Here is a 22,282-nt window from a genome sequence, read left to right on the forward strand (position 1 = left end):
AAAACCGCAGGCATGCTAGAATTTGTTCGCATGGTAACGCCATAAACTTCAAACCTGCCAAACACTTTTAGCACCAAACCATGCCGGGCCTAAAAAAAACGGTTTTAAGTCTGCCGCCTCATCGTATCGATACCAACATCAAGTTCCGGTCAAGCTCAATTTTTCTGTTAAATTTTCATGAATTCCGAATTTGTCGGCGGTACCGCCGCTTTTTTTCCTTAGTTGTGTGTGGATGAAATATAAGACTCTGTTATCTTTGAAATCGCTGATCGTACTCGGTTTCGCCACCGCGGTGATTCCGCTGTTTTTGGGCGTCATCTACGCGGCATACGGACTGAGGGAAACCGCCGAACTCGGCAGAGTCATCAATTCGCAGGTATTCGAACAAACCAAAACCATACGCTTGGTACTGCAAAAATCATCGGATATCGAGCGCAAGGCTCGCTTGTTCGTGTTGTTGTCCGACCCCGGCTTGCGGCAACCCTATGAACGGGAGTCCTACGAAGCGGCGCGGGCATCCTTTAAACAGGCCTTGAGCGACCTGCTGAAACTGCACGTGGACAACAAGATAGCCCTGCTGGTGAACGAATTATCCGAAAAGGAAAACCTGATTTATCAGCAAATCATCGGCTCGGAAACCGAACAAACCTTTAAATTACCCATCGATGAAGCCTTTCAAGGCTTTCGGGAATCGTCCACTGTTTTGTCGCGCGAATTCGAAAACCACGTCGAACACACCTTTAACGAATTGCGCCAGTTATCGGAGGCGCTGGAACAGGGTTTATTGATCAAGGGCGCGGTTTTGCTGTTACTGTCCTGCGCTTTGGTGACCGGCCTGTTGGCGGTGCTGTCCGGTTCCATGCGACAACTGGACGCGGCCATACGCCGCCTGGGCTCGGGCGAACTGGAGCAAGCGATAGAAGTCACGGGACCCGCCGATTTGCATTCGCTCGGCGAGCGTCTGGAATGGTTGCGCACGCATTTGATGGCGCTGGAATCGTCCAAGCAACAACTGATGCAAAACCTGGCCCGCGAAATCGAACAACCTCTGCAACATATCCGCGAAGGCGCCGAACACTTGAACGCGCCGGACGAGCAAATGCCCGGTAATCCGGAAACCGACCTTGCGCAACAGGTGGAAGCCAGTGTCGACAAGCTGCAAACCGTCTCCGAACAGCTGTTAAAATACAGCATGATCCAGGCCGCCCCGTCGGCGCAAGACATGAGTCTCGTCGACATGCGCGAACTGTTGGAAACAGAGCTGGAAAGTTTGCACACCGCCTTGCAAGCCAAGGCCATCAGGGTGAGAAAACTGCTCAAACCGCTAAAAATTACCGGTGTGGCGGAGCAATTCCGAGACTTCACGCGGGAATTGCTCGCCAATGCCATTCAGTTTTCGCCGGAAAACGGTGAGATTCGCGTCATGCTGCGGGATAGTGGCGATTACATGGAATTGGAAATAGAAGATGACGGCCCCGGTATCGAGCCCGAGCTACGCCTGCATGTTTTTGAGCCATTTTACCGCTCCGGCTCCGGCGACCGCGAACGCCACGGTTTGGGATTGGCAATGGTGCGCGAGTACGTCGCCCACCATCAAGGTAAAGTAGAATTTATCGACCCCAGACTGGACTATTTCGGCGCCCGGGTCAGAGTCCGGATTCCGCTGGATATTGCCGAATGAGGCAAGGAATTTTTATGCTATTTTCATACCCCGCGCGTTTATTCTGCTTAGTGTTAACCATGTTGCTGCTGGCCGGTTGCGCGGGCTTTAATTCCCGTTCCGATCGAGACGCGCAAAACCGTTACGATCCCTACGCACAATCGGGCATTGACGAACTGCTGGCTTTCGGCGCCAGCATGGCCGGCATGGCGGAAGCTGACAGGGCCGAGTTATGTAAATCCTTGCTTAACACCCAAAAAATATCGCCGTCCGACGGTAAACAGTTACATCTGATGGTCGGCAGGTTGTTGTCGGACACTTGCGGCGATATTCCCGATATTCTGGAAGGCGTCCAGACCATGGCGCCGGCTTATGCGTCAGACGTCCGGGTACAGCGGCTGATCGCCATCCATGTCCAGGCACTCAAACGTCTGCAGCGCCAATCCGAAAAAATCGGCGCGGTGCAACAAAAGCAGAAAAAAGCCAAAACCGCCCTGGAAGCCAAAGATGCCACGGAACCGAAACAAACCGAAAATCGCTTGTTGCGGGAAAAGCTCGAGGCCATCCGCTCCATGGAAAAACAACTGGATGAAAGCGTGGAAAGCAACTAAGGACTCCGTCCTTAATCCCTTATCTATTGATATCCCACACTCTAACCCTCTCACGGAGGGCGAGGGAACGGAATACGGAAGTTATTTTGGGCGGAATCCAATCTTTTTTGCAGTGAGCGCTTAAACCGTATGTTCCGCTTCCGTCTGGCCTTGGTGATTGCAATTTCGTTCTGTTTCGTGTTGCTGTTGGACGGCATCATGTATTGGGGTTCCAATCAGGTAGCCGGCCATTTTCAACGCAGTCAAACCGCGTTTGAGGCATTCGACCGCTACGAAAACCTGTCGCAGGAAGCCTACCGTTACTTCAAGCAACAAATGGACAGGCTGGTGACCAGCGGCGGTAAGGCTGAAGCCGATCTGGCTAGCTCCAAGCAAGGTTTACTTGAAGCCATGCGGGCGCTCAGGGAGCACGCGGTAAAAGAGCCGGCGCCGATAGCGGACAAACAAGCCATGGACCAGGATAAGGCGGCGGAACTGGAACGGGTAGCCAATCTGACCGCGTTTCTGGATGCCAGCGAATACCGTTTCAACGAAGTAGGCCACCTAAGCGAGCAAGGCAAAAGAAACGAGGCCTTGCAAGCGTTATCCAAATTTTCCGACGAAGAAATCGACAGCAAATTTCAGCCGCTGATCGATGCGGCCATTCACGTCGAGCGTACCAAGGCCGCGCAAGCCAAGCAGGAGCTGGAAAACCTGATCGTCCAATCGCGCTGGGTGACTGCTTTGGCAGCGGCGGTTGCGGCGATTTTCAGCCTCACCGGCGGCATATTCCTGCTCAGGCGGGTTAAGAACCCCATGGAAGCCCTGATGCAAGGCACCAACGAAATCGCCTCCGGCAATTTGAGTTACCGCATCATTTTGAACAGCCGGGATGAGTTTGCCTATCTTGCCAGCCATTTCAACAAAATGGCTATTGAGCTGGGCGTACAGCAGGAAAAACTGCGCCAAGGCCGGGCGGAGCTGGAAAACCGCGTCGCCGAACGCACGCATGAATTGCAACAATTAAATCAAGCCCTGAAACGCATGGATGCCGAACGGCGCGAATTCCTGGCGGATATCAGCCATGAACTGCGCACGCCCATCACGGTAATCAGGGGCGAAGCCGAAGTAACCCTGCGCGGATCGCAGCGCGACCCGGACGAATATAAGGATACCCTGCAACGCATCCTGGACTTGTCCATGCAGTTGGGTAAATATGTCAACGACCTGCTGTTTCTGGCCCGCTCCGAAACCGCCAATCTGCAATTCGACTGGCATGAACTGGACCTTTCCGAGTTACTAGCCAGCAGCCTGGAGGATTTCCGGGTAATGGCGGAAGAAAGCGCCATCAGCCTGTCGTTCACGCCCCTCGATCAATCGGTCTGGCTGTTCGGAGATAAACTGCGTCTGCGTCAGGTACTGTTTATCTTGGGCGATAACGCCTGCCGCTATTCAAAACCGGGCGGACGGATCATAATTAACACCTGGCTGGATGAAACAGATGTTTACATCAGTATTTCAGACCAGGGCATAGGTATCCCTTCCCAGGATCTGGAACGAATATTCGAACGCAACTTTCGCAGCGAGAACGCCCGCCGTTTACACGATGACGGTTCCGGACTCGGGTTGCCCCTGGCCAAATCCATTTTAAAGGCGCATGGCGGACAAATCAGTGTCGACAGCGGCGAAAATGCCGGCACCACCTTTACCATCAAGCTGCCGTTAATTTCCACAGACGAGAATCAAGATTCCAATGAATGAGCTCCCCGCCAAATCCAACCAGCACAGCGACTTCGGTTTTCTGCGCATCCTGTTAGTGGAAGACGATAAAAGGATTGCCGATTTCGTCGAACGCGGCCTCAAAGCCGAAGGCTATGCGGTGGAAGTCGCGCGTTTCGGCCAGGATGCCATTGCCATGGGTTGCGAAAGCCAATTTCAGGCAATTATTCTGGATTTGGGATTGCCGGATATCAGCGGCCGCGAGGTGTGCGAACGCCTGCGCAAACAAGGCGTCGACACGCCGATTCTGATGCTGACCGCCCGCGACACGGTGCAGGATAAAGTCACCGGCTTGCGCTCCGGCGCCGACGACTACATGACCAAGCCCTTTGCCTTCGAAGAATTGTTGGCGCGAATCGAGGTGTTGATGCGCCGGCGCAGCGGCGAAATCAAGCTGGACTCGAAGGAATTGCAATTGGCCGATCTGCAACTGAACGTGGACACTCACGAAGTCCGCCGCGGCGACACCAACATCGAACTGACGCCCAAGGAATTCGCCTTGCTGGAATGCTTTATGCGCATGCCGGGCAAGGTGTTGAGCCGCACCCGGATTTTGGAGCAGGTATGGGGTTATAGCGCCGATCCGCTGACCAACGTGGTGGATGTTTACATCCGCCAGCTGCGCCGCAAGATCGACGACGATTTCGAACTGAAGCTGCTGAAAACCGTGCGCGGCTACGGCTATAAAATGGACGCCACCTGACGGCCCGATCTAACCAGTCCGGGGCCGCCGCGCCCGGCTTATTCGGCGGCCAGATATTGCCCGGGATTCAACGGCGCCTCATAGCGTATGCCTTCGCGAAAATAAGGCTCAGGATTGTTGGCGATTTCCCGCGCCGCCAGAAACTGCGCATAGTAATTCCTGGAGGCAAACCCGAAAGCCGGGCCGTCGTACTGATCGACTATGCGCATGAAATCCTCGCCCATACTGTCCTGAGCCCGCTTCATCCCGCCTATGCCGTGATTGTAGGAAGTCACGGCGGCCGGCCAGTTCCCCAGTTTTTTGTAGGCATGGGTCAGATAGCGGGCCGCGCCGTTGGCCGAGGCAAACGGATCCAGGCGCTGATCGACTTTGTCGCTACCCGGCATAAAGGTTTGCGCGGCGGCCTTGGTAAATTGCCACATACCGACAGCGCCGGCGGAAGAGCGGGCCGCCGGCTGAAATGACGACTCCACATGCGGCAAATAGGCCAATTCCTCCGGCAAGCCGGCATTGCGAAAGATTTGCCTAAACTGCAAATCGTATTGACCGCTGATTTCCAAACCGCGCTTGAAACGTTCCCTGGTACCGCGCTGGGCTCTGACTCTGTCGGCGGCTCCCGGTAAAATGCTGTTTAAAGGCCGGCCGCTGCTCTCCAGTTTGGCAATCAACTGCCGGTCGGCGGCGTTAAGGGCCGCGTTATAACGCAGCTTGCTATCCAGTTCGGCCAGACGGGATTTCCAAAAATCGCGCCGGCTATTCATCGCCAGCTTCTGTTCCGCCGTCAAGCCTTCCGCCACGTAGCCCGGCAAGGGCATAACCTCGTAGACCACATCCAGAAAGCGGTCGTCGTGATAAGCCACTTCCGAGCGTTGCCACACCGCGTAAGTTTTGCGCCAAAAATCCACCGCCGGTTCCAAACTGGCCGGCTTGGGAAAAATCCCGGCGTAACTGGCCGTCGGCGCTTTGTTGACATTAGGCCGGTAAGCTTGGGTTTGCGGCGGACTGCTCCGGTAACTGACCGGCTTATCCCGCTTATAGTTGGCCTGATTGCTGCCGCAACCATTCAACAGGAGCAACAGAACAGGTAAAAACGATACTTTTAAAATCAGTCGATTCATGGTCTTGTCGTAGCGGCTTCGGCGGCATGGGGTGATTCGGGATCGGATGAGGATAATAGAATAGCGCTCATTTAATCGTTCAGCTTAGAACAAGCGTGAAGACCATCACATTTGTACTTGTATTTGCAGCGCTTATTTTAACCCGATCCCGGCAATCGACAAGGCCGGCGTAGGTCTAGGCCCTTAATTGAATTCGACTCGCTCAATGCAGCCATGCATCGATTGCGGGCGGCTGGGTATTAGCGCGGAAAAATCGCCCGTGAATTTTGCCTTGCCGGCCGGCCTGCCCGCGGACGGCATTGCGTGACGCAACGGGGGAATGCGGATTGCTTGAACTTATTGAAGCCGCATGACGGCACGCTTTACATCGCCACGTAAGAGGCCAGGAAGAAAATACCCGCCGTGGAAATCAATTTCAACTTATTGCTTAACGGCAAGGACAACCAGTAAATCAAGCATTCAGTCTTGCGGCGTTCCCAGGCTTGGCGGACAGAGCCTGTAAATTGTCGCCAAAGCCCCGGCAACAATCGATACAGCCAAAGCAACAACAAAGCGCCTATCGACAGCAAAATATAAAACGTGATTATTTGACTGCCGTGGCGGGAGGTATGAAACAAATGCTCGACGCCGTGCTCTATACCCAACTCCAGCCATTCGTAGAGGATGTGGAGTATGCCGAAAAGCAGGTGTAGTAAGTTTAAACACAGATCCATTACCGCGTCGTACATGGCGATGGATAACGCAAGCAATGCAACAACAAGCAAATCAAAATTTTCTTTAATCATGCCAATCCCCGAAGATTCAGCTTTATGAAGCTGCCAAAAACAAGCAATCGGATTGCCGGCTTGGATTGAGATGGCGATTATTGAAATCGCCATCGCCAAAAATCCGCCTGGAAATGTTCCCTTGGGGTGTGAAAATTATCCGGCGGATTTGAGATGATTATATATAAATATCGAATCGATACAAGTTATTTTCACCGCCACTCCTATTTTTCGATATTTTTGTACCTCACCAATTTGAAGGGTTATACGGCAAGCAGCCTACCTAGTTTCTAATCGATAGCTTGCCTTGGCTCAAGCGGTCCATTTTCATAGAGGCTTGCTGGTAGGATTTAAGCATGTCGTCAAATGCCTCCGAACGCCACGCCTTGGCATCCGCCACCGTTTGCTCTTCGGAGCCGCTCACGCTTATGTCCTCGCTGCCCTCGGCCTTGGCGGCCGCCGTATTATCGTCAACCTCGTCCATGGCCACATCGGCCTCCCATTCATAGTGGCCCTGGTCGGTTTTGCCGTCATTGACCAAATGGCGACGGTATTGCATAAAGGATTCCCGGGTAAACACGTAAGGATCCAATGCCGCCTCATTGATGAAATTCAAGGCGCCTTCCGCATTGGCGCGGTCGCTGATTCCTTCGAGAACACTGGTACCCGGAACATAAGTACCCGGGTTCGCGGCCTTGTCTAGGATCAAGCCACCGCCGTCGCGCAACGTTGTGGGACCGATGATGGGCAGTACCAGATAAGCCCCTTCATCCACTCCCCAAACCGCTAGCGTTTGTCCAAAATCCTCGATATTGTTTTCCAAGCCGAACTGGCTAGCCACGTCGATCAAGCCGCCGACACCAATAGTGGTATTGGTAAGAAAGCGGCCGGCATCGGCGGCGCCTTGTTGAAATTTGCCTTGCAAAAGATCATTCAACACAACGTTAATGCCCTTCAAGTTGCTGAAAAAATTACTCACGCCGGTTTCCATAAAGTCGGGCGTAACCCACTTGTAGCCGTCGGAAACCGGTTTGAGGAAATATTTATCCAATCCGCTGTTAAAGGCGTACATGGAGCGGTTGAAGCCCTCAAACGGGTCGGCCCGACCGGTCATCGCGGCGGCCTGTTCCGCCGAAGTTTCCGCATGATTTCCGGTGCTCGCGCAACCGGCCATCGTCAATGCGCCCGCAACTAAAAACATTCGGCCCGATAGGGATAGGCCTTTGTCTGGACAAATTCGGTTAAACATTTCTTACAACTCCTGCTGATTAAGTGTTTTGAGTAGTTAAAATTTTACGCAAAGACATGACGGCAAAATACGCATAAAGTTTCGATTCGATATTTTAAGGTCGGCACTTTACCCTTTTCATGCCACTTTGTCAGCCGGGTAAAGGCATATCGCCGATTTAGAGGTTTACCAACCGACTTGGCCGGCGGTTCGCGGGAAAGAATAGACGTTTATCCGATGTCGGTATCGTGAAAACTTTGTTATAAACTCGCCAGACCGACATGACCTCCCTTTTATTCTATCCTGTTTAGCCATGACCATGATTGACTGGAACACCACTTATGCCGCCATCTGGCGCCAACGCCAGGCTTTTTTGCGCCCCGTGCAGCAAACCGATCCCATACGCCTGGAACAACTTTTGGGCATTGAATCGCAGAAACAGCAATTGATTGCCAATACGGAACGCTTTATCGGCGGGCAAGCGGCCAACAACGCCCTGCTATGGGGCGCCAGGGGCACCGGCAAGTCTTCGCTGGTGAAAGCCTTGTTGAATACCTATCGCGATCGGGGCTTGCGTATCATAGAAGTGGACAAACAGGATTTGCTGTATCTGGCGGAAATTGTCGACGAGATTCGCGAATTGCCGCAACGCTTCATTATTTATTGTGACGATTTGTCTTTCGATAACGGCGATACCCTATACAAACCGCTGAAAAGCGTGCTGGAAGGTTCCATCGAACCGCCGCCGGCAAACGTGCTGTTTTATGCCACTTCCAACCGCCGGCATTTGCTGCCCGAGCAGATGCGCGACAATCTGGATACCCAATTGATCGACGGCGAAGTGCATTATTCAGACACCATCGAAGAAAAAATTTCGCTGTCCGACCGCTTCGGCTTGCGGCTGGCGTTTTATCCGCAACCCACCCCCACCTACCTGGACATCGTGGACAGCTATTTTGCCGATTTTGCCGGCGACCGGGCCGTATTGCATAAAGCGGCGCTGGATTTCGCCCATCAAAACGCCGGCAAAAACGGCCGCACCGCCCGGCAGTTTTTCAATAGCTACAATCAAAATAACTGATTTGGAATAAGCAACCAAACCTTTCGGGCAAGCGCGGGTAAAAGCGCTCAACCCGGAGGCGGCGAATCGAGGACGCCGACTCCGGGTTGAAAAATGCATCAGGCGGTATGGAAAGCGGCAGCGCACCGAGGACAGGCATTGACGGGTTTAAACTTTTCCGCGGCTTTTTTCAGCGCGCTGCCGCAACTGGCGATAGACCCCAGATAGAGTCTGGCTTCCTTGGGCGGCAGCGACTCGCAAGTCGCAAAATGCACGATGTGTTCCCCATTGCCTTGGGCGGTAGTGTCTACATAAAACTCGGCCATAATGAATTCCTCTTGATTGAATTGGTTTAGCCTCGAATCGCGGCGAACCCGGCTCCCGCATCTGTCGCTCATCACACATTGCGCGGCAATAATGTGGTGAAAATGACAGAAAAACCGCCGATTCAGCCGATTTTCCAAGGCAAAAAACTACCGGGCAAAACGCGTACCAACCTAAAACGCTAAATACCAATCGTCCCGCGCGGGACGCGGTAGGCAGCGGATCGTCTCCCGGCCCTCGCAGTGTGTCGCAAAGTTCGACACCGGCCCTTCTCCGTTCGGGATAAGGCCAAAAAGAGGGCGTATAAAACGATAACTTGCCAAGGATTCCGCCCCTAATAACTTCCCCGTTGATATCCCGCTGGCAGAGGGAGCGGAATGCGGAAGTTGTTGTGGGCGGAACCAAAGTCATCCGCTGGCAGCATCGCTCCGCCACGAGCAGCGGAGAGGTTTACGGCAAGGCCCGGGCTTCCGCCGCGAGCGTTGCGCCCTGCCCGCCCGCAAGTGATGGTGTGTTATTTGCAGGTAATTGCTTTTCCAAACCACACAAAGCAATCGACCATGCGCTACGAACCCTATCAAGACGAATACGACGCAGTCCCGACCATGACGGATGAAGAGTTACTGGAATATTTTTTGTACCGCATTCTGGAAACCGACGAAGTCTGGGGCTTGAAAGACGGCCCGCAATGGATGACACGAAACATCGATGGCATGCAAACCCTGCCGGTATGGCCGTTCAAGCGCTTTGCCGCCGAAGCCGCCATCGGCGAATGGCAACACCTTAAACCCGCCGCCGATGCCATGGAGTTTTTTATCTATCGCACCCTGAATAATTCGGCCCGCCAAGGCTTGACGATAGAAATCATGCCCAGAAGCACCGGCAAGGGCTGTCTGATTTCGCCGCAACGCCTGCTGACTATTCTTGAAGGCACCATGCATTCGGGGGAATACACCTTGGAGGATTGAGGACAGGCGTTGGCGGCAAGGACGCCGCCTTCGAGCCTACACGGACGTATTCACGGCGTCCTGTCCGGCATGCAATCGCACCTTGTTAGTGCTGCTTTCATGGGCCGGGCGATGCAGCGGCTTCATGATCGTTAGGCGGAAAAATTGCGCTCCGTTTGATCCTGCATATCCCGCATTTCCCTGGATCAAAATAGGTCATATGCCATGGTTTTTCTCCAAAACTTGCCCGTCTCACCTGGCGGGCCGCCCGCGCACCTGCTGTATAGCGCTTTTCAATGCATGCCAAATTATTGATTTAATAAGATTGTTATCACAGGCAAGCAGAAAGGCGCGAGCACATCCCGGCAATTGGTACTTTAATTGCTTTAAAAGTCCCCACTGAGAACAACCTATTTGAGGGCCGCAAGGTCGGCAAGCCAAGGGAGTGATCGGCAACCCCATTCAAGATCAACAAACAACAATTGCGGCGCTCCAGGCATTATCGATATGCATATCAATGGCTTGTTGGACAATTTGTTCCGGAAACATAATAAAGAATTACTCCACTATGCCACGCAACGAGCCGGTAACGTCGCCGACGATCTGGTTCAGGAGTCGTTTTTACAACTGCTGAACCATCCGGAGCCCGGCGGCATCGGCAACCATCGGGCCTATCTCTATAAAATCACCAACAATCTGCTGAACGCGCATAATCGAAGGCTGGAGATCATCGCCAAATACCACGAGGACTGCGAGGAACTGGACAGTCTACCCTCCAAGACTCCGGGGCTGGAAATGGCCCTGCATCATGAACAGATTCTGCATCTATGCCTACAAGTGTTAAAACAATTGCCGGCCATGCAACGAAACGTGTTTTTTCTGCACCGCATCGATGGGCTCACTTATCCGCAAATTGCCAAAATGCTCGGTATTTCCAGAGCCACGGTCGAACGCCACTTTGTTGCGGCGATGGAAAGTTGCGTGGCGGCTTCCATGCGCCGAAGAGGCAATACCCCGTCACGCTGAGTCGCTTGAGGAATCGCATGTCAGACACCGCCGCATTGTCCAAGGCACAAAAACAAGCCATACGCTGGCAATCCCGACTTGGCGAACGCGACTGCCCGCCGCAAGTCAGGCGGGATTTTGAACAATGGCTGGCCTCCTCTCCGGAAAATGTCGAGGCCTTCAATACGATTCAATATTTTTGGGATCAATTCGGACTGTTGTCCTCGGTCGGCGAATCGGAAATCAAGGAGGCCCGGCGCTTTGCCAAACAAGCGCAATCCGGTCGCCGTATACGGAATGTGTCGCTGTTGGCGCTTGTCGCGCTGGTCGGCTTGAGCGCGTTTCAACCCGATTGGGCACTCAAACTGAGTTCGCGGCATTACCAAACCGCCAGGGGCGAAACGACCGACATCGAACTGAGCGACGGCGGTTCGATTAAACTCAACACGGATAGCGACATCCGCGTGGCCGATCTGTTCGGTTGGCGCAAGGCCTGGCTGAAGCGGGGAGAAGCCTGGTTTACTATTCATCACAATCCCGGGCAACCGTTCGAAGTCGTGACGACGCATGCACAAATCAGGGACATCGGCACTCAATTCAATGTGTATTCCGATGCCAATAAAACCACGGTCAGCGTGCTGGAAGGCGAAGTGGCGCTCGCTTCGGCCAACGGCGAAGCGCTACGCTTAACGGCTAACCAACAAGGCAGTATCGAGAATTCAGGTCGTGCCGGCGAAAAGACCGAGATTAACGCCGAAACGACCGGCTCCTGGCGTTCCGGAGTTTTGATCTTTCAAAATCAGCGTTTACACCAGGTATTGCGGGAACTTGCGCGCTATCACCTTGCGGAATTCAACGTGCTGGAGCCGGCGGTCGCCAACTTGGTGATCAGCGGCCGCTTTTCGACCACCGATCTGAATGAAACGCTGAACACCTTATCGCAAGGCATGCATCTCAATATCAAACAACAGCGAGCCGGGCAGTTTCTAATCAGCAAGGCGAAATAGCGCCGCAAGGCTTTGGGGTGTAGGCCTAAAGCCATGGGCCGGCAAACATTTTCATACCGAAAAGTCAGGCTGGAACCGACGCATGTTCGCGCTTCGCCAGGACAGGTTCGCGACTACGCATCGTTCCTTGACGCCGCACTGTCGGCAATCGCAAGCAAATACCAAACTGTAGCAACCTGCAGTCAAAAACCCGTAAACCAGCGATCAGGGCAATTTTAGACCAGGATTAAACGCAAATAGCGGGCGTTCAAACCGACATTATTTGCAAATGAAATATGTCACTGGCCATCGGCGGCAGCCGGCCAATTTGAGACATTCAAGAATTTCCGGTTATGTCGCTATTTAAGCAGTAAGCAGTCCTTCAATCATTAGTTCGGTAGTCCAATGAAATCAAAAGCGATTCTAACGCTACCAGCGATACAATCCCTATCTGCTTTATTAAGCCGCAATCCGATTAGTAAGTTTAGAACTAACTCGTCCATAGATATAAATCAAAGGCCGATCTTCGGTTCCATTAATACGTTCAATTACGCCAGCAACTATATCGCTATCCAACCAACGAACGAAGGCAGGACTCTGAACTTTATTTACATATCCAATTTTTCTGCCTGTAACCTCGATTCTCACAGCTTGATGATCATATTCATTTTCCGGCTCGACAGCGAAAACAACAGGCATTCCAACTGAAATATCTTCTAAAGAAATGGCTTTCTGATAACGGAAGCCAGCCACTTCAATATAAAACTCATGCGGCGCACTAACACCATCAAATGGATTGATTAGTGAGAAGCCATCGTTAGGCAATTTTGCTCCTGTGTGACCAAGCAACGCAAAGTCAGATATAACTGCATCGGGCGCCAGTCGCCATTGCTCAAGATATTTATTAAAATCGCCACGTCTTCTAGGAGGTATTCGACGCAAAAATGTCTCTAAAATATTCTCGCTGTATTCTTGATTTAGCTTGCGAAATGCGGGATAGCACATAAATCCTTCGGCACAAGCATTGGTAAAATCGTCGGTATTGGGCAAATAGCGAAACACACAATTACCATTGATCAGGCATATCTCACCAATGACAAATCTTTTCCGAGATTTGCCTTCTGGCGATTGCCAAACCAATAACAAACGGCTTGGTTGGTGAATATGGCGTATCAGATTCATTACAGTTGGTTTACTTCTGCTTCAATAGTTCTTTGTCTCGATATAACTAAATGACTAATAAAATCAGCACGTTTTTGGGTTAATGGAACCGGTAAGGAGTATTGCCTGCAATTTTCCATGATAGAACGTAATCGATCAGGATCAAATAAAGCCAGTTTTTCTCTGATACGACCTTTCAACGTTGGAAATTTTACTGCTAAGTCCAGTATGAGGTCCACGTGCCGGCATTGTAGTTCGTCTTTTGACTGCCAGCGAAGGTGGTGTCTACCTCTTCTGATGTAGGCCGCCATTTTATCTGGTTGGTAGAAGTCATCCATTTTCGATTCCAATATTTCATAACCAAGGCTCGTGCCATTATCAAAAACAGGCGACATTCTGACGTGTCTAGCTAGCACTTGGTTCCATAGCAATTCCCAATTGTCCTGATGGCGATCTGTGTTACCGATTATGGCGTCAAACAAGAGCATATCGCACCAGAAAATTAGCCAATTGTGTTCAAATGAAAAATTTCTATCTACAACCGCTAAATAACGAGCTATGGTAACAAAATTATGCTCCTTACCCCTTTTACGGTCATAACCTGGAATCATGTCCACCATGATATCACCACCAGGAACCCGCCTCTCTTCTGGCTGATCGGGGTAATTCAAAAACCATTCTATTAAGGCGCCACAAACGTTATTGTCACTATCATAAGCAACAAAAGCCGGTGGCACGGGCACATCCAACATACAACCAATTCGATAGGCAACGATTTCCGCCCAGTATTGATCCGGATGACACCGCTTTCCCTTCTGAAAAGAATGCTTGAATAAATACCGATGACCCGGAATCAGAAAATCATATCCAGGTTGACTCGGACTTATCAGAAGTGACTTATCACGTGCACCCTCTGGATAAATTTCAAATTCATCATCCCCCTTCCAGTTAGCAATGTCGATTGTTTGATTGACCGGCTGATCAATCCATTGACCTTCACGTCCCATACAAGCTTAATTTTCTAATTCTTAAAACTAACGGACTTGTAATACACTTTATTCGATCTTCAAAAACAATAAGCGCCAAAGCTCTGATTATGTTATTAATTGTTAATAATACGCATTGAGAATGAACAGCAGTGCAAAATCCATCAAACCTAATCGTAAGGGTGCACTGCCTCTTCAATTTTCCTAAAAAGCGATCTCTCAACATTTCGGTAATTATCTGCCAAAGTAGTAGTGGACGAAATCAAGCGAAGCGAAGACAAAGGCTTTGGATGCTGAGCAGGTAGTTTTGCAATTACGTCCTCTACAATCACTGCTCGGACAGACTTCACACCCGAAGCCAAACAATGGAAGAACCTCGTATTGCCGTCAATCAGAACTAGCGTGTCTGCGTTCAAACGCTCTAGTACTGGCGGAGTAACTATTGTACCCGAATCATTGAGTAGCTTAACTTGGTTGACTTCAAACAGGTCACAGCTGTTTGCCCTTAAATCCTGAATATGCTGTTTTATCTGGAGAAGCTTGAACTCCTTCACCGCCTCCTGCAAAACTAAAACCTTGTCGGATACCTCAACATCGGCAAGCTTAAACTTTGCTTGAGCGTACTGATGGACATTCTTAAGTCGGTTGAATAGTTCTAGATCTGATATCCTTTCGTAGGGTAGAGACCTTTTGGAGTTTGGCTTCTGTGTCCAATGACCAGTGAGACTCTCTGCCAGCATTTCTAGAATAGCAGGGTCGCCATCATGAGAGTAGAAACGAACCGACTCCTGAGCATATGAATTAGGGGTATCGACATTGCTATCAAAAGTGGTCAAAATCGCACTCGCCTTATCTGTGCCCACATCAAAGACGAATCCGTCGAATCTCGGCTTGAGCTCCCCCAGCCTGTATACTATATCGGCTCCCAAACCTGACAATAGCCATTGTCGACGCTTTTCATCCAGCTTCTCGGGTTGTGATGTCACGCAAACAATTTGAACACCACGCCTTGCAACGGACAAGAGTGTTGGGAAAATAAAATCCACCCAATACATCGACGTTCCGACTGCGAAAAAAACCTGGCTACACTCTTGTAGCTCCTGTACCAACATCAGCATCTTTTCATCGAAACCCCGGAATAACGGTGCTGACGTACTAGAGCGAACGTAGATACGCTCGTGACTTACGAAACTCCTGACTGCATCAATCCCTGCTTTATGTAGTTGAAGTTTCTCATTTTCGCCAACACCCACAAAATCGGTCGACTTTATCGACCCAGTAGGTATTGGAATGACATATGTGTTTTGTTGAAGGATCGCTTGAATGTAGGACGCACCATCAATTACAGCATTTGATAAACGGCCAGCAAAATCAGCTAGATCTGAGATACCCTTGCGAGTATTTGCATCCTCAATCAAACGAAAAGCGAGCACACGCGAGAGCACCGAGCGCCCTTCTCCTGAATTAAGTAGCTCAGTGAAGACAAATGAAGGGAGGTTGCTAACAGCTCCACCATCCACCAATACAGACTGCTTGTTATCGACCGCTTGATAGAAGAAAGGGATGCTGCAAGAGCAACGCACTGCAAACGCTACCGCTTCATCCGGTGTCTTTTCTTTAGACCACTCCTTTGGTTTGCCGGTCGTCAAATCAGTCGCGACGATATGAAGTGGTAAGGTGAGTTCATGGAATTTTATTGGTCCAGTCTCGCCAGGTGCTCGCAGATGAGCTACCAAATTTTTCAGATTATCTTCCATCCAGTCTTCGAGAGGCTTTGAGCTGTAGAGTCCGGAATTTAGTGCCACCTTAGCAAAGACTCTCAGCTTGCCCCAGGTAATGCATTTCAAAAGCTTAAGCTTCCAGGTACGCTCGGCAAATACAGAGTCGCGAGAATCAGCCGCAGACTGGAACCGGGACAAATCCGTCCTCAGTAAAAGATCACTGAGGTACTTAGGAGATGCATTGGCAGCGATCAGTGCCGCTACGATGGAGCCACCAGAAGTCCCCGCCACTCGTCCAAAAGCTATACCAGCTTCGCGTGCTGCCTCATAAGCACCTGCGTGCGCCGCAGCTCGAACGCCACCGCCTTCGAATGCTGCCCAACAGTGTGTGAAGTATGTGGTAATCATGGGACCACGATCGTAGCCTGAATCGGTCACTGGCTGTCCTCCATAACTGATTCAAAAAAGGAGATGGCTGAGTCCGTCAAATCTAATATGCAATAAGTACGAATACCGTCTACCACCACTTGCCTTCTTTCGTTTGTATTGCACACTGAGACGAGGAAATCTCGTACGGTATCGGAGAGTTCGCACTGCAGTCGCACCGCCAATATAATTGCTCTAGCCGCCTGAAAAAGTGGTTGCGCGACCTCGTCTGCAACAAAGTCGAGCACCCGTGTCTGTAGTGAAGAAACTGCTCCGGAATCCAGCAAACTTGCATGATGAAAAAATTGCATAGGCTTAAATACGACCGCGTTAACGTTGTAGTCAGCTGTTAAAGGTAGTTGTTCAAATGTGACGGGAAGTCGATGCCGCCTAATAAGAAATGTTTTGGGTAAGTCCCACGAATCGAGATGGATACTGGAAGCCTCTGTTCCAAATCCGCCAAATGGGTTACGAATCGCTGAACTGGGTAACGCTTGTTCAACCGATACCGAGCCATGCGTTACTAAGTCAATGTCTCGGGAAGTATGGTGGCGATTATTAATAAGCTCAGCGAGTCGATCACGAGCCCAGCCACCAAATATGACCGCCTCTAGTCCGAGAGATTGCATCTGGTGAATATAGTTGGACAGCAACTCGTCTTTACATAACAAATCATCGAAACATTCTTGCAAATACTGGGCTGCGGAGATCAAAAATCTCTCGTTGTCACAAATATCGAGATGTAGATCGCGCCCTGTGGGGAGTCGATAAACTTCAATGGCTGGCAAACCTGAGCATTCTGTCATGTCAGTTGCTGTTATCAATAATCTGAACTAACTTCACCTCATTGTGCACGAGCAAGAAAGGAGGTAGTTAAGCAATAAACCGGAAAGTTCACTTTCACATAAATGTTTATCGATTGGTGAATATTTGAGCATTTTGCATACCATTGGTTAGAGGTATTAATGGCGGGTTATGTTGAAACTGCAGTCATTGAACCAGATGGGGCGATTGCGTGCAATGGGTCGTCAGCAACGATTCGCGGAGCATGAAAACAGACATTCCGGAACGTCTTCTTTCAGAAGAAACCAGTATCCGCAGAGGCTGATTAGGTCAAACGCGCATTTCGGGATTGTGTGGTACCGAACTTCCCAATGATTAAATGGCGACTGGTGGCACGACTGCTTGTTATAGCCAATCTTCCGCATCCTGATGACCTAAAATAGTCATGATTTCGACTGTGCCACCATTGATCCGGTAATAAATGCTGTCGGTGCCGCCTGTATCCGGCACGGATAGAGTCAACCGCCTGATATAAATATGGCTGTTCAGCGATGTGTGCAAAACGATATAGCATCCCTTGATGATATTGATCGGCTCGCTGATTACCGTGCGTTTTAACGCCGTATAACCAGATTCTCTTCAAATCGGCGCGGGCTTTTTTCGAAAGTTTATAAGAGCCCATCTTGCCGAGCTTCTTCCTTGAAGTTGGCCAATAATTCGTCCGGCTGCTCGTCGATAAAACCGCTCTGTTCCGCTTTAATCAGTTCAGAACGAATATGCTCGATTTCAAGCTGCCGCCGCCGTGCCTGCCGGATAAGATCGTTAATCGCCTCGCTCTTACTGCTGTACTCTGCACTGGCCACTTGGGCTTTCAACCATTCGTCGTTGGGTTCCGATATGGATATGCTTTGTCTTACCATGGTCTGACCTTTCAAAAACAGGTTATGCACCAATATAGCACCAATTTCGCACCACATAAAACAAAATACAGCGTCCAAAAAACCTACGTTTTCTGGTAGCTATCTCCTGCCCGTTACCGATATACAAGGCTTTCTGAGTCGATAAACCTATTCCACAATACAAGTTCCAGCTCGCAGGGTGGATAAGCCCCGCGCATCCGTCATGATTGCCGAACAATTACAGCAATACCATTAATTATCAGAGCATTACAAAACATTTCCATGAGCCGGCGGGGTTATGCGAAAAAAGTTTGCAACTTTTTGAGGTGTTTTAAGGGGGTAAATCGATCTTATACGGGCGACCATTAAAATTTAAGGAGAAATGATGCTCTCGTTACGCCCACTGTTGCTTGCCACTCCATTGCTCATCGGTTCCAGCGTCGGTATCGCCGAGGAAAAAAACTTTGCCATCCACATACCCGCTCAGCCGCTGCCGGCGGCCCTGGAAAGCCTTGCTGAACAAACCGGCTTGAAGCCTTTTCTGGTCAATGAAGTGGCGAAGGGCAAAATCAGTCATCCGGTCAACGGCCGATACAGCGCGCACCAGGCACTCACCATATTGTTGCAAGGTACCGGCTTGAGTTATTCCTTTTCTTCCATGGATTCGGTGGTAATCAAGGCTCCCGAACAGGAAGGCGACGCTTCGACATTACCGGCCGTCAAGGTAATAGGCAAGGCGCAATACGATGCCGACGATCCGTACAACGTTAATTACAACCGGCCGAACGCCTCCACGGCCACCAAAACGGACCTGCCCATCATGCAAACGCCGGTATCGATTCAGGTCGTGCCTAAATCCGTCATGAACGACCAACAGTCTATCCGCTTCGAGGACGCGGTCATCAATAACGTCAGCGGCATACAACGTTCCTACGGCACCGCCGACATGTACGAAAGCTTTATCGTGCGGGGCTTCAGTTCCGGGGAAAACAATTACCGCAACGGTTTCCGCCGCTCTATGGGTAAATTCGACGTTTCCAACATGGAACAAATCGAGGTTTTGAAAGGTCCGGCCGCCGTGCTTTACGGCCGCTTGGAACCGGGCGGCATGATCAACTACGTCACCAAAAAAGCACTGGATGTGCCTTATTATTCGCTGCAACAACAGTTCGGTTCCTACAGCGAATTTCGCACCAGCGTGGATGCGACCGGCCCGCTGGACCGGGATAAAACCCTGCTGTATCGATTCAATGGCGCATTCGATACCGGCAACTCATATCGGGACATCGTCGAGCATGAACGTATTTTCATCGCCCCAAAACTAACCTGGCGCCCCAGCGACCGTTTCGAAGCCAATTTCGAATTGGAAAAACGCCACGACAACTATATGGACGACTACGGCGTGCCGGTATCGGGCAACCGACCGATTAGCGGTCGGCGCACTTTATTCACCGGCGATCCGGCTTTCAGACCCAGCCAGGATAACACCCTGGTTTACGCGGACTGGAGCTTCAAATTCAACGACGACTGGGCCATCCGGCATAAATTCCAATGGGACGAAACCGACATCGTATTCGGCGGCCCAGGCCCGAACGATAGAGTGAACGGCGACGGCCGCACACTCGGACGCTGGGTCATCACCGGCACCGCCAACCGCCGCTCATACGGCACCAGCCTGGATCTAAGCGGCAAATTCGACACCTTCGGAATGAAACACAATATGCTGGTGGGCGGCGACTGGTTCTTCTTCAACCAGGACATGCCGGACAATATGTTCGCCTCCAGCGATTGGGGCGACCCGATCAATTCAAACTTCGACATCAACAACCCGCGCTACGACACCATAGACCTCGCCGCCGTCCGGTCCATCGCGCCAAACTGGTTCTGGCGCTCCAGGGACGACTGGTATGGCGTCTACTTCCAGGATCAGATTACCCTGTGGGATAAATTGCATATCATGGGCGGCGGCCGTTACGACATGGCGGGTTACGGCGGCTTCGGCGATACCTCCTGGGAAGCCACCCAGGCCGGCTTTGCCATGCAGCACGAAAACAAATTCACCCCCCGGGTAGGCATTTTGTACCAGCCTTGGGAATGGCTGTCGGTATACGGCAACTACGTCGAATCATTCGGCTCCAACAACGGCCGCAATGCACTGACCGGCGGCACCTTCCAGCCGCAAACCGCCGAGCAATACGAAATCGGTTTTAAAACCGAATTTTTCGACCAACGCCTGTCCACATCGCTCGCCTACTATCATCTGACCAAGGACAAACTGCTGACGGCGGATCTGTCCACGCCGGATCCGCAGGATCAAATCGCCATCGGCGAAGCGCGCAGCCAGGGCATCGAAGTGGATATCAAGGGCCGGATCACCGACGACTTTAGTCTGGTAAGCACCTATGCCTACACCGACGCTCGGGTCACAAAGGACGCCGGCGGCCTGGAAGGCAAACGCCTGTTGAATGTACCCGAACATCAGGCCAGCCTTTGGGGCACTTACCAATTCACCGAGCAATTCAAGGTCGGTCTTGGCGGCGTCGTGGTCGGCAAGCGCGAAGGCGACAGCGGTAACAGCTTCCAATTGCCCGGCTATGCCAGGCTGGATGCGATGGCGGCTTACGTGATTTCTCTCGGTAAAACCCGTCTGACCGCGCAAGTCAACGTATACAACCTGCTCGACAAGGAATATTTCACCGGTTCGACATCCTGGCTGCCGACAGCCAACGTCGGCGCGCCGCTGTCCGCGTTGGGATCGTTGAAGTTGGAATATTAAGGCCGATGGTCCACGCCCCCCTTGAAAAACATGGGGCGATGAACCGGCCAATCCGCCATGCAAACGAATCACTCGCGCACCGTGAACGGCTTGTCCAGCGCTATCTTTAACCCGACGATTAACTTAATTTTATGAAAATTCGCCATTTTTGGGTGCTTGCGCATCGTTATACCGGCCTGGCGCTCACGGCATTCCTGATCGTGGTCGGCTTAAGCGGCAGTATGCTGGCCTTTTTCAAGGAACTGGATACCGCGATCAATCCCGGTTTCTTTGTCAGCGCCCAATCGGGCAAGCCGGTAGATCCGGCAAACTTGCTGGAAACCGCCGAAAATCTCGACTCGGCGGTCAGGGCCGATGCCGCATGGATCGGCGATACGGCGGCGATAGTGACGGTATCGCCCAGATCGGCGGCCCCCGCGGCTTACGACCAACTGATATTCAACCCCTACAACGGCGAATTGCTGGGCCGAAGATCCAGCACCGATCTGTCGCACGGAATCGACAACCTGATGCCTTTCATATACCGCCTGCATTACGCCTTGGCCCTGGATGAACTCGGCGGCTGGATTTTAGGCGTAAGTGCCTTGCTCTGGACGCTGGATTGCTTTGTGGGGTTTTATCTGACCTTGCCGGCAACCGGCAGCCATCGCGCGGCACACAATCCGCCGGGAAAAAGCTATCGGCGGCGGTGGCAAGCGGCCTGGCTGGTCAAGTGGTCGGCATCCGGAACCCGCATCAATTACGATCTGCACCGCGCCGGCGGCTTGTGGTTCTGGCCGATGTTACTGATATTCGCCTGGTCCAGCGTCTATATGAACCTGAGCGGCGTCTACGACAAGCTCATGAAATCGCTCGGCGAGTACCATCAGCCTTGGACCGACTTCCCCGATCTACCGCAACCCCTACAGCAAGGCCGAATCGGCTGGCGACAAGCGCGGGAGATTGCTGAATCGGCGTTGAATCGCTTGAGTCTGGAGCAAGGCATAATCGTGCATGGCCCCAGCGGTTTCTGGATCAACCGGGCCAAGGGCTTTTACGTTTACGATGTCAGAAGTAGCGCGGATATTCAGGAACGCGGGGGCAATACCCGCGTCGTGGTCGATGCCGAAAACGGCAGCGTCAAACAGGTCTTGCTGGCCACCGGTCAATACAGCGGCAACACGATTACCAGTTGGTTGTTGGCTCTGCATACCGCCAATATCTGGGGCATGCCCTACAAAATATTGGTCTGTCTGTTGGGCATGGCGATAACGATGCTGTCGCTAACCGGCCTGTTGATCTGGTTGAAAAAACGCCGGCGTCATCGGTCGCCGCTTTCCTAATGCGGAAAAAATATTGCGGCTTTTCCGGTCCTCGTTCGTCTTAT

At 51.5% G+C, this 22,282-nt stretch carries 20 protein-coding genes; 10 read left to right on the forward strand and 10 right to left on the reverse strand.

The genetic code is table 11. The features are described 5' to 3' along the window. The first annotated feature begins 232 nt into the window (after positions 1–232). From NP590_RS11445 to NP590_RS11460, 4 genes are all read left to right on the forward strand, one after another. Complete coding sequence (locus NP590_RS11445) at positions 233–1,681, forward strand: sensor histidine kinase (RefSeq protein WP_256602522.1); 1,449 nt, start codon at positions 233–235, stop codon at positions 1,679–1,681. Positions 1,682–1,695: 14 nt separating this feature from the next. Next, a complete protein-coding gene (locus tag NP590_RS11450; protein ID WP_256602523.1) occupies positions 1,696–2,271 on the forward strand; it encodes a hypothetical protein in 576 nt (191 codons plus the stop codon). Between the two features lie 129 nt (positions 2,272–2,400). Beyond that, entirely contained in the window at positions 2,401–4,011 is a 1,611-nt protein-coding gene (locus NP590_RS11455) for a sensor histidine kinase (RefSeq protein ID WP_256602524.1), read from the forward strand. Further along, positions 4,004–4,732 (forward strand): response regulator transcription factor, encoded by a 729-nt coding sequence (locus NP590_RS11460; RefSeq protein ID WP_256602525.1) that lies wholly within the window; start codon positions 4,004–4,006, stop codon positions 4,730–4,732. Before NP590_RS11455 ends, NP590_RS11460 begins: the two co-directional genes overlap by 8 nt. A 38-nt stretch (positions 4,733–4,770) precedes the next feature. On the opposite strand, the gene NP590_RS11465 is transcribed toward NP590_RS11460, so the two are convergent. The 3 genes from NP590_RS11465 to NP590_RS11475 all read right to left on the reverse strand — a co-directional run bounded on the left by NP590_RS11465 (position 4,771) and on the right by NP590_RS11475 (position 7,815). Next, a complete protein-coding gene (locus NP590_RS11465; protein WP_256602526.1) occupies positions 4,771–5,850 on the reverse strand; it encodes a lytic transglycosylase domain-containing protein in 1,080 nt (359 codons plus the stop codon). Between the two features lie 362 nt (positions 5,851–6,212). After that, the gene (locus NP590_RS11470; protein WP_256602565.1) at positions 6,213–6,728 is read right to left on the reverse strand and encodes a hypothetical protein; all 516 of its coding nucleotides are present in this window, start codon (positions 6,726–6,728) and stop codon (positions 6,213–6,215) included. A gap of 169 nt (positions 6,729–6,897) precedes the next feature. Continuing rightward, complete coding sequence (locus NP590_RS11475; protein WP_256602527.1) at positions 6,898–7,815, reverse strand: MlaA family lipoprotein; 918 nt, start codon at positions 7,813–7,815, stop codon at positions 6,898–6,900. A gap of 346 nt (positions 7,816–8,161) precedes the next feature. On the opposite strand from NP590_RS11475, the gene NP590_RS11480 reads away from it, so the two are divergent. Next, the gene (locus tag NP590_RS11480) at positions 8,162–8,923 is read left to right on the forward strand and encodes an ATP-binding protein (RefSeq protein WP_256602566.1); all 762 of its coding nucleotides are present in this window, start codon (positions 8,162–8,164) and stop codon (positions 8,921–8,923) included. Positions 8,924–9,021: 98 nt separating this feature from the next. On the opposite strand, the gene NP590_RS11485 is transcribed toward NP590_RS11480, so the two are convergent. After that, the gene (locus NP590_RS11485) at positions 9,022–9,228 is read right to left on the reverse strand and encodes a hypothetical protein (protein ID WP_256602528.1); all 207 of its coding nucleotides are present in this window, start codon (positions 9,226–9,228) and stop codon (positions 9,022–9,024) included. A gap of 558 nt (positions 9,229–9,786) precedes the next feature. Between NP590_RS11485 and NP590_RS11490 the strand changes: the two genes are divergently transcribed. The 3 genes from NP590_RS11490 to NP590_RS11500 all read left to right on the forward strand — a co-directional run bounded on the left by NP590_RS11490 (position 9,787) and on the right by NP590_RS11500 (position 12,185). Further along, entirely contained in the window at positions 9,787–10,194 is a 408-nt protein-coding gene (locus NP590_RS11490) for a DUF2750 domain-containing protein (protein WP_256602529.1), read from the forward strand. Between the two features lie 486 nt (positions 10,195–10,680). Further along, positions 10,681–11,199: an RNA polymerase sigma factor gene (locus tag NP590_RS11495; RefSeq protein ID WP_256602530.1), complete on the forward strand. Its 519-nt coding sequence runs from the start codon at positions 10,681–10,683 to the stop codon at positions 11,197–11,199. Positions 11,200–11,216: 17 nt separating this feature from the next. Next, a complete protein-coding gene (locus NP590_RS11500) occupies positions 11,217–12,185 on the forward strand; it encodes a FecR family protein (protein WP_256602531.1) in 969 nt (322 codons plus the stop codon). Between the two features lie 438 nt (positions 12,186–12,623). On the opposite strand, the gene NP590_RS11505 is transcribed toward NP590_RS11500, so the two are convergent. The 6 genes from NP590_RS11505 to NP590_RS11525 all read right to left on the reverse strand — a co-directional run bounded on the left by NP590_RS11505 (position 12,624) and on the right by NP590_RS11525 (position 18,239). Next, on the reverse strand, positions 12,624–13,346 hold the full coding sequence (locus NP590_RS11505) for an HIRAN domain-containing protein (protein ID WP_256602532.1): 723 nt from the start codon (positions 13,344–13,346) through the stop codon (positions 12,624–12,626). After that, entirely contained in the window at positions 13,346–14,332 is a 987-nt protein-coding gene (locus NP590_RS11510; protein ID WP_256602533.1) for a HipA domain-containing protein, read from the reverse strand. Before NP590_RS11510 ends, NP590_RS11505 begins: the two co-directional genes overlap by 1 nt. A gap of 149 nt (positions 14,333–14,481) precedes the next feature. Then, entirely contained in the window at positions 14,482–16,470 is a 1,989-nt protein-coding gene (locus NP590_RS11515; protein WP_256602534.1) for a patatin-like phospholipase family protein, read from the reverse strand. Further along, positions 16,467–17,264: a hypothetical protein gene (locus NP590_RS11520; RefSeq protein ID WP_256602535.1), complete on the reverse strand. Its 798-nt coding sequence runs from the start codon at positions 17,262–17,264 to the stop codon at positions 16,467–16,469. Before NP590_RS11520 ends, NP590_RS11515 begins: the two co-directional genes overlap by 4 nt. 302 nt (positions 17,265–17,566) lie before the next feature. Next, entirely contained in the window at positions 17,567–17,923 is a 357-nt protein-coding gene (locus tag NP590_RS20600; protein WP_371927296.1) for a type II toxin-antitoxin system RelE/ParE family toxin, read from the reverse strand. Continuing rightward, a complete protein-coding gene (locus tag NP590_RS11525) occupies positions 17,910–18,239 on the reverse strand; it encodes a ribbon-helix-helix domain-containing protein (RefSeq protein WP_256602536.1) in 330 nt (109 codons plus the stop codon). Before NP590_RS11525 ends, NP590_RS20600 begins: the two co-directional genes overlap by 14 nt. Positions 18,240–18,525: 286 nt before the next feature. Here NP590_RS11525 and NP590_RS11530 point away from each other — a divergent pair, with 286 nt between their 5' ends. Further along, on the forward strand, positions 18,526–20,916 hold the full coding sequence (locus NP590_RS11530; RefSeq protein ID WP_256602537.1) for a TonB-dependent siderophore receptor: 2,391 nt from the start codon (positions 18,526–18,528) through the stop codon (positions 20,914–20,916). 131 nt (positions 20,917–21,047) lie between these two features. Beyond that, positions 21,048–22,238, forward strand: coding sequence for a PepSY-associated TM helix domain-containing protein (locus tag NP590_RS11535; RefSeq protein WP_256602538.1), 1,191 nt, complete (start codon positions 21,048–21,050; stop codon positions 22,236–22,238). Positions 22,239–22,282 lie beyond the last annotated feature (44 nt).

Origin of the sequence: Methylomonas subterranea (genome assembly GCF_024505185.1) — a bacterium.
Classification (GTDB): domain Bacteria; phylum Pseudomonadota; class Gammaproteobacteria; order Methylococcales; family Methylomonadaceae; genus Methylomonas; species Methylomonas subterranea.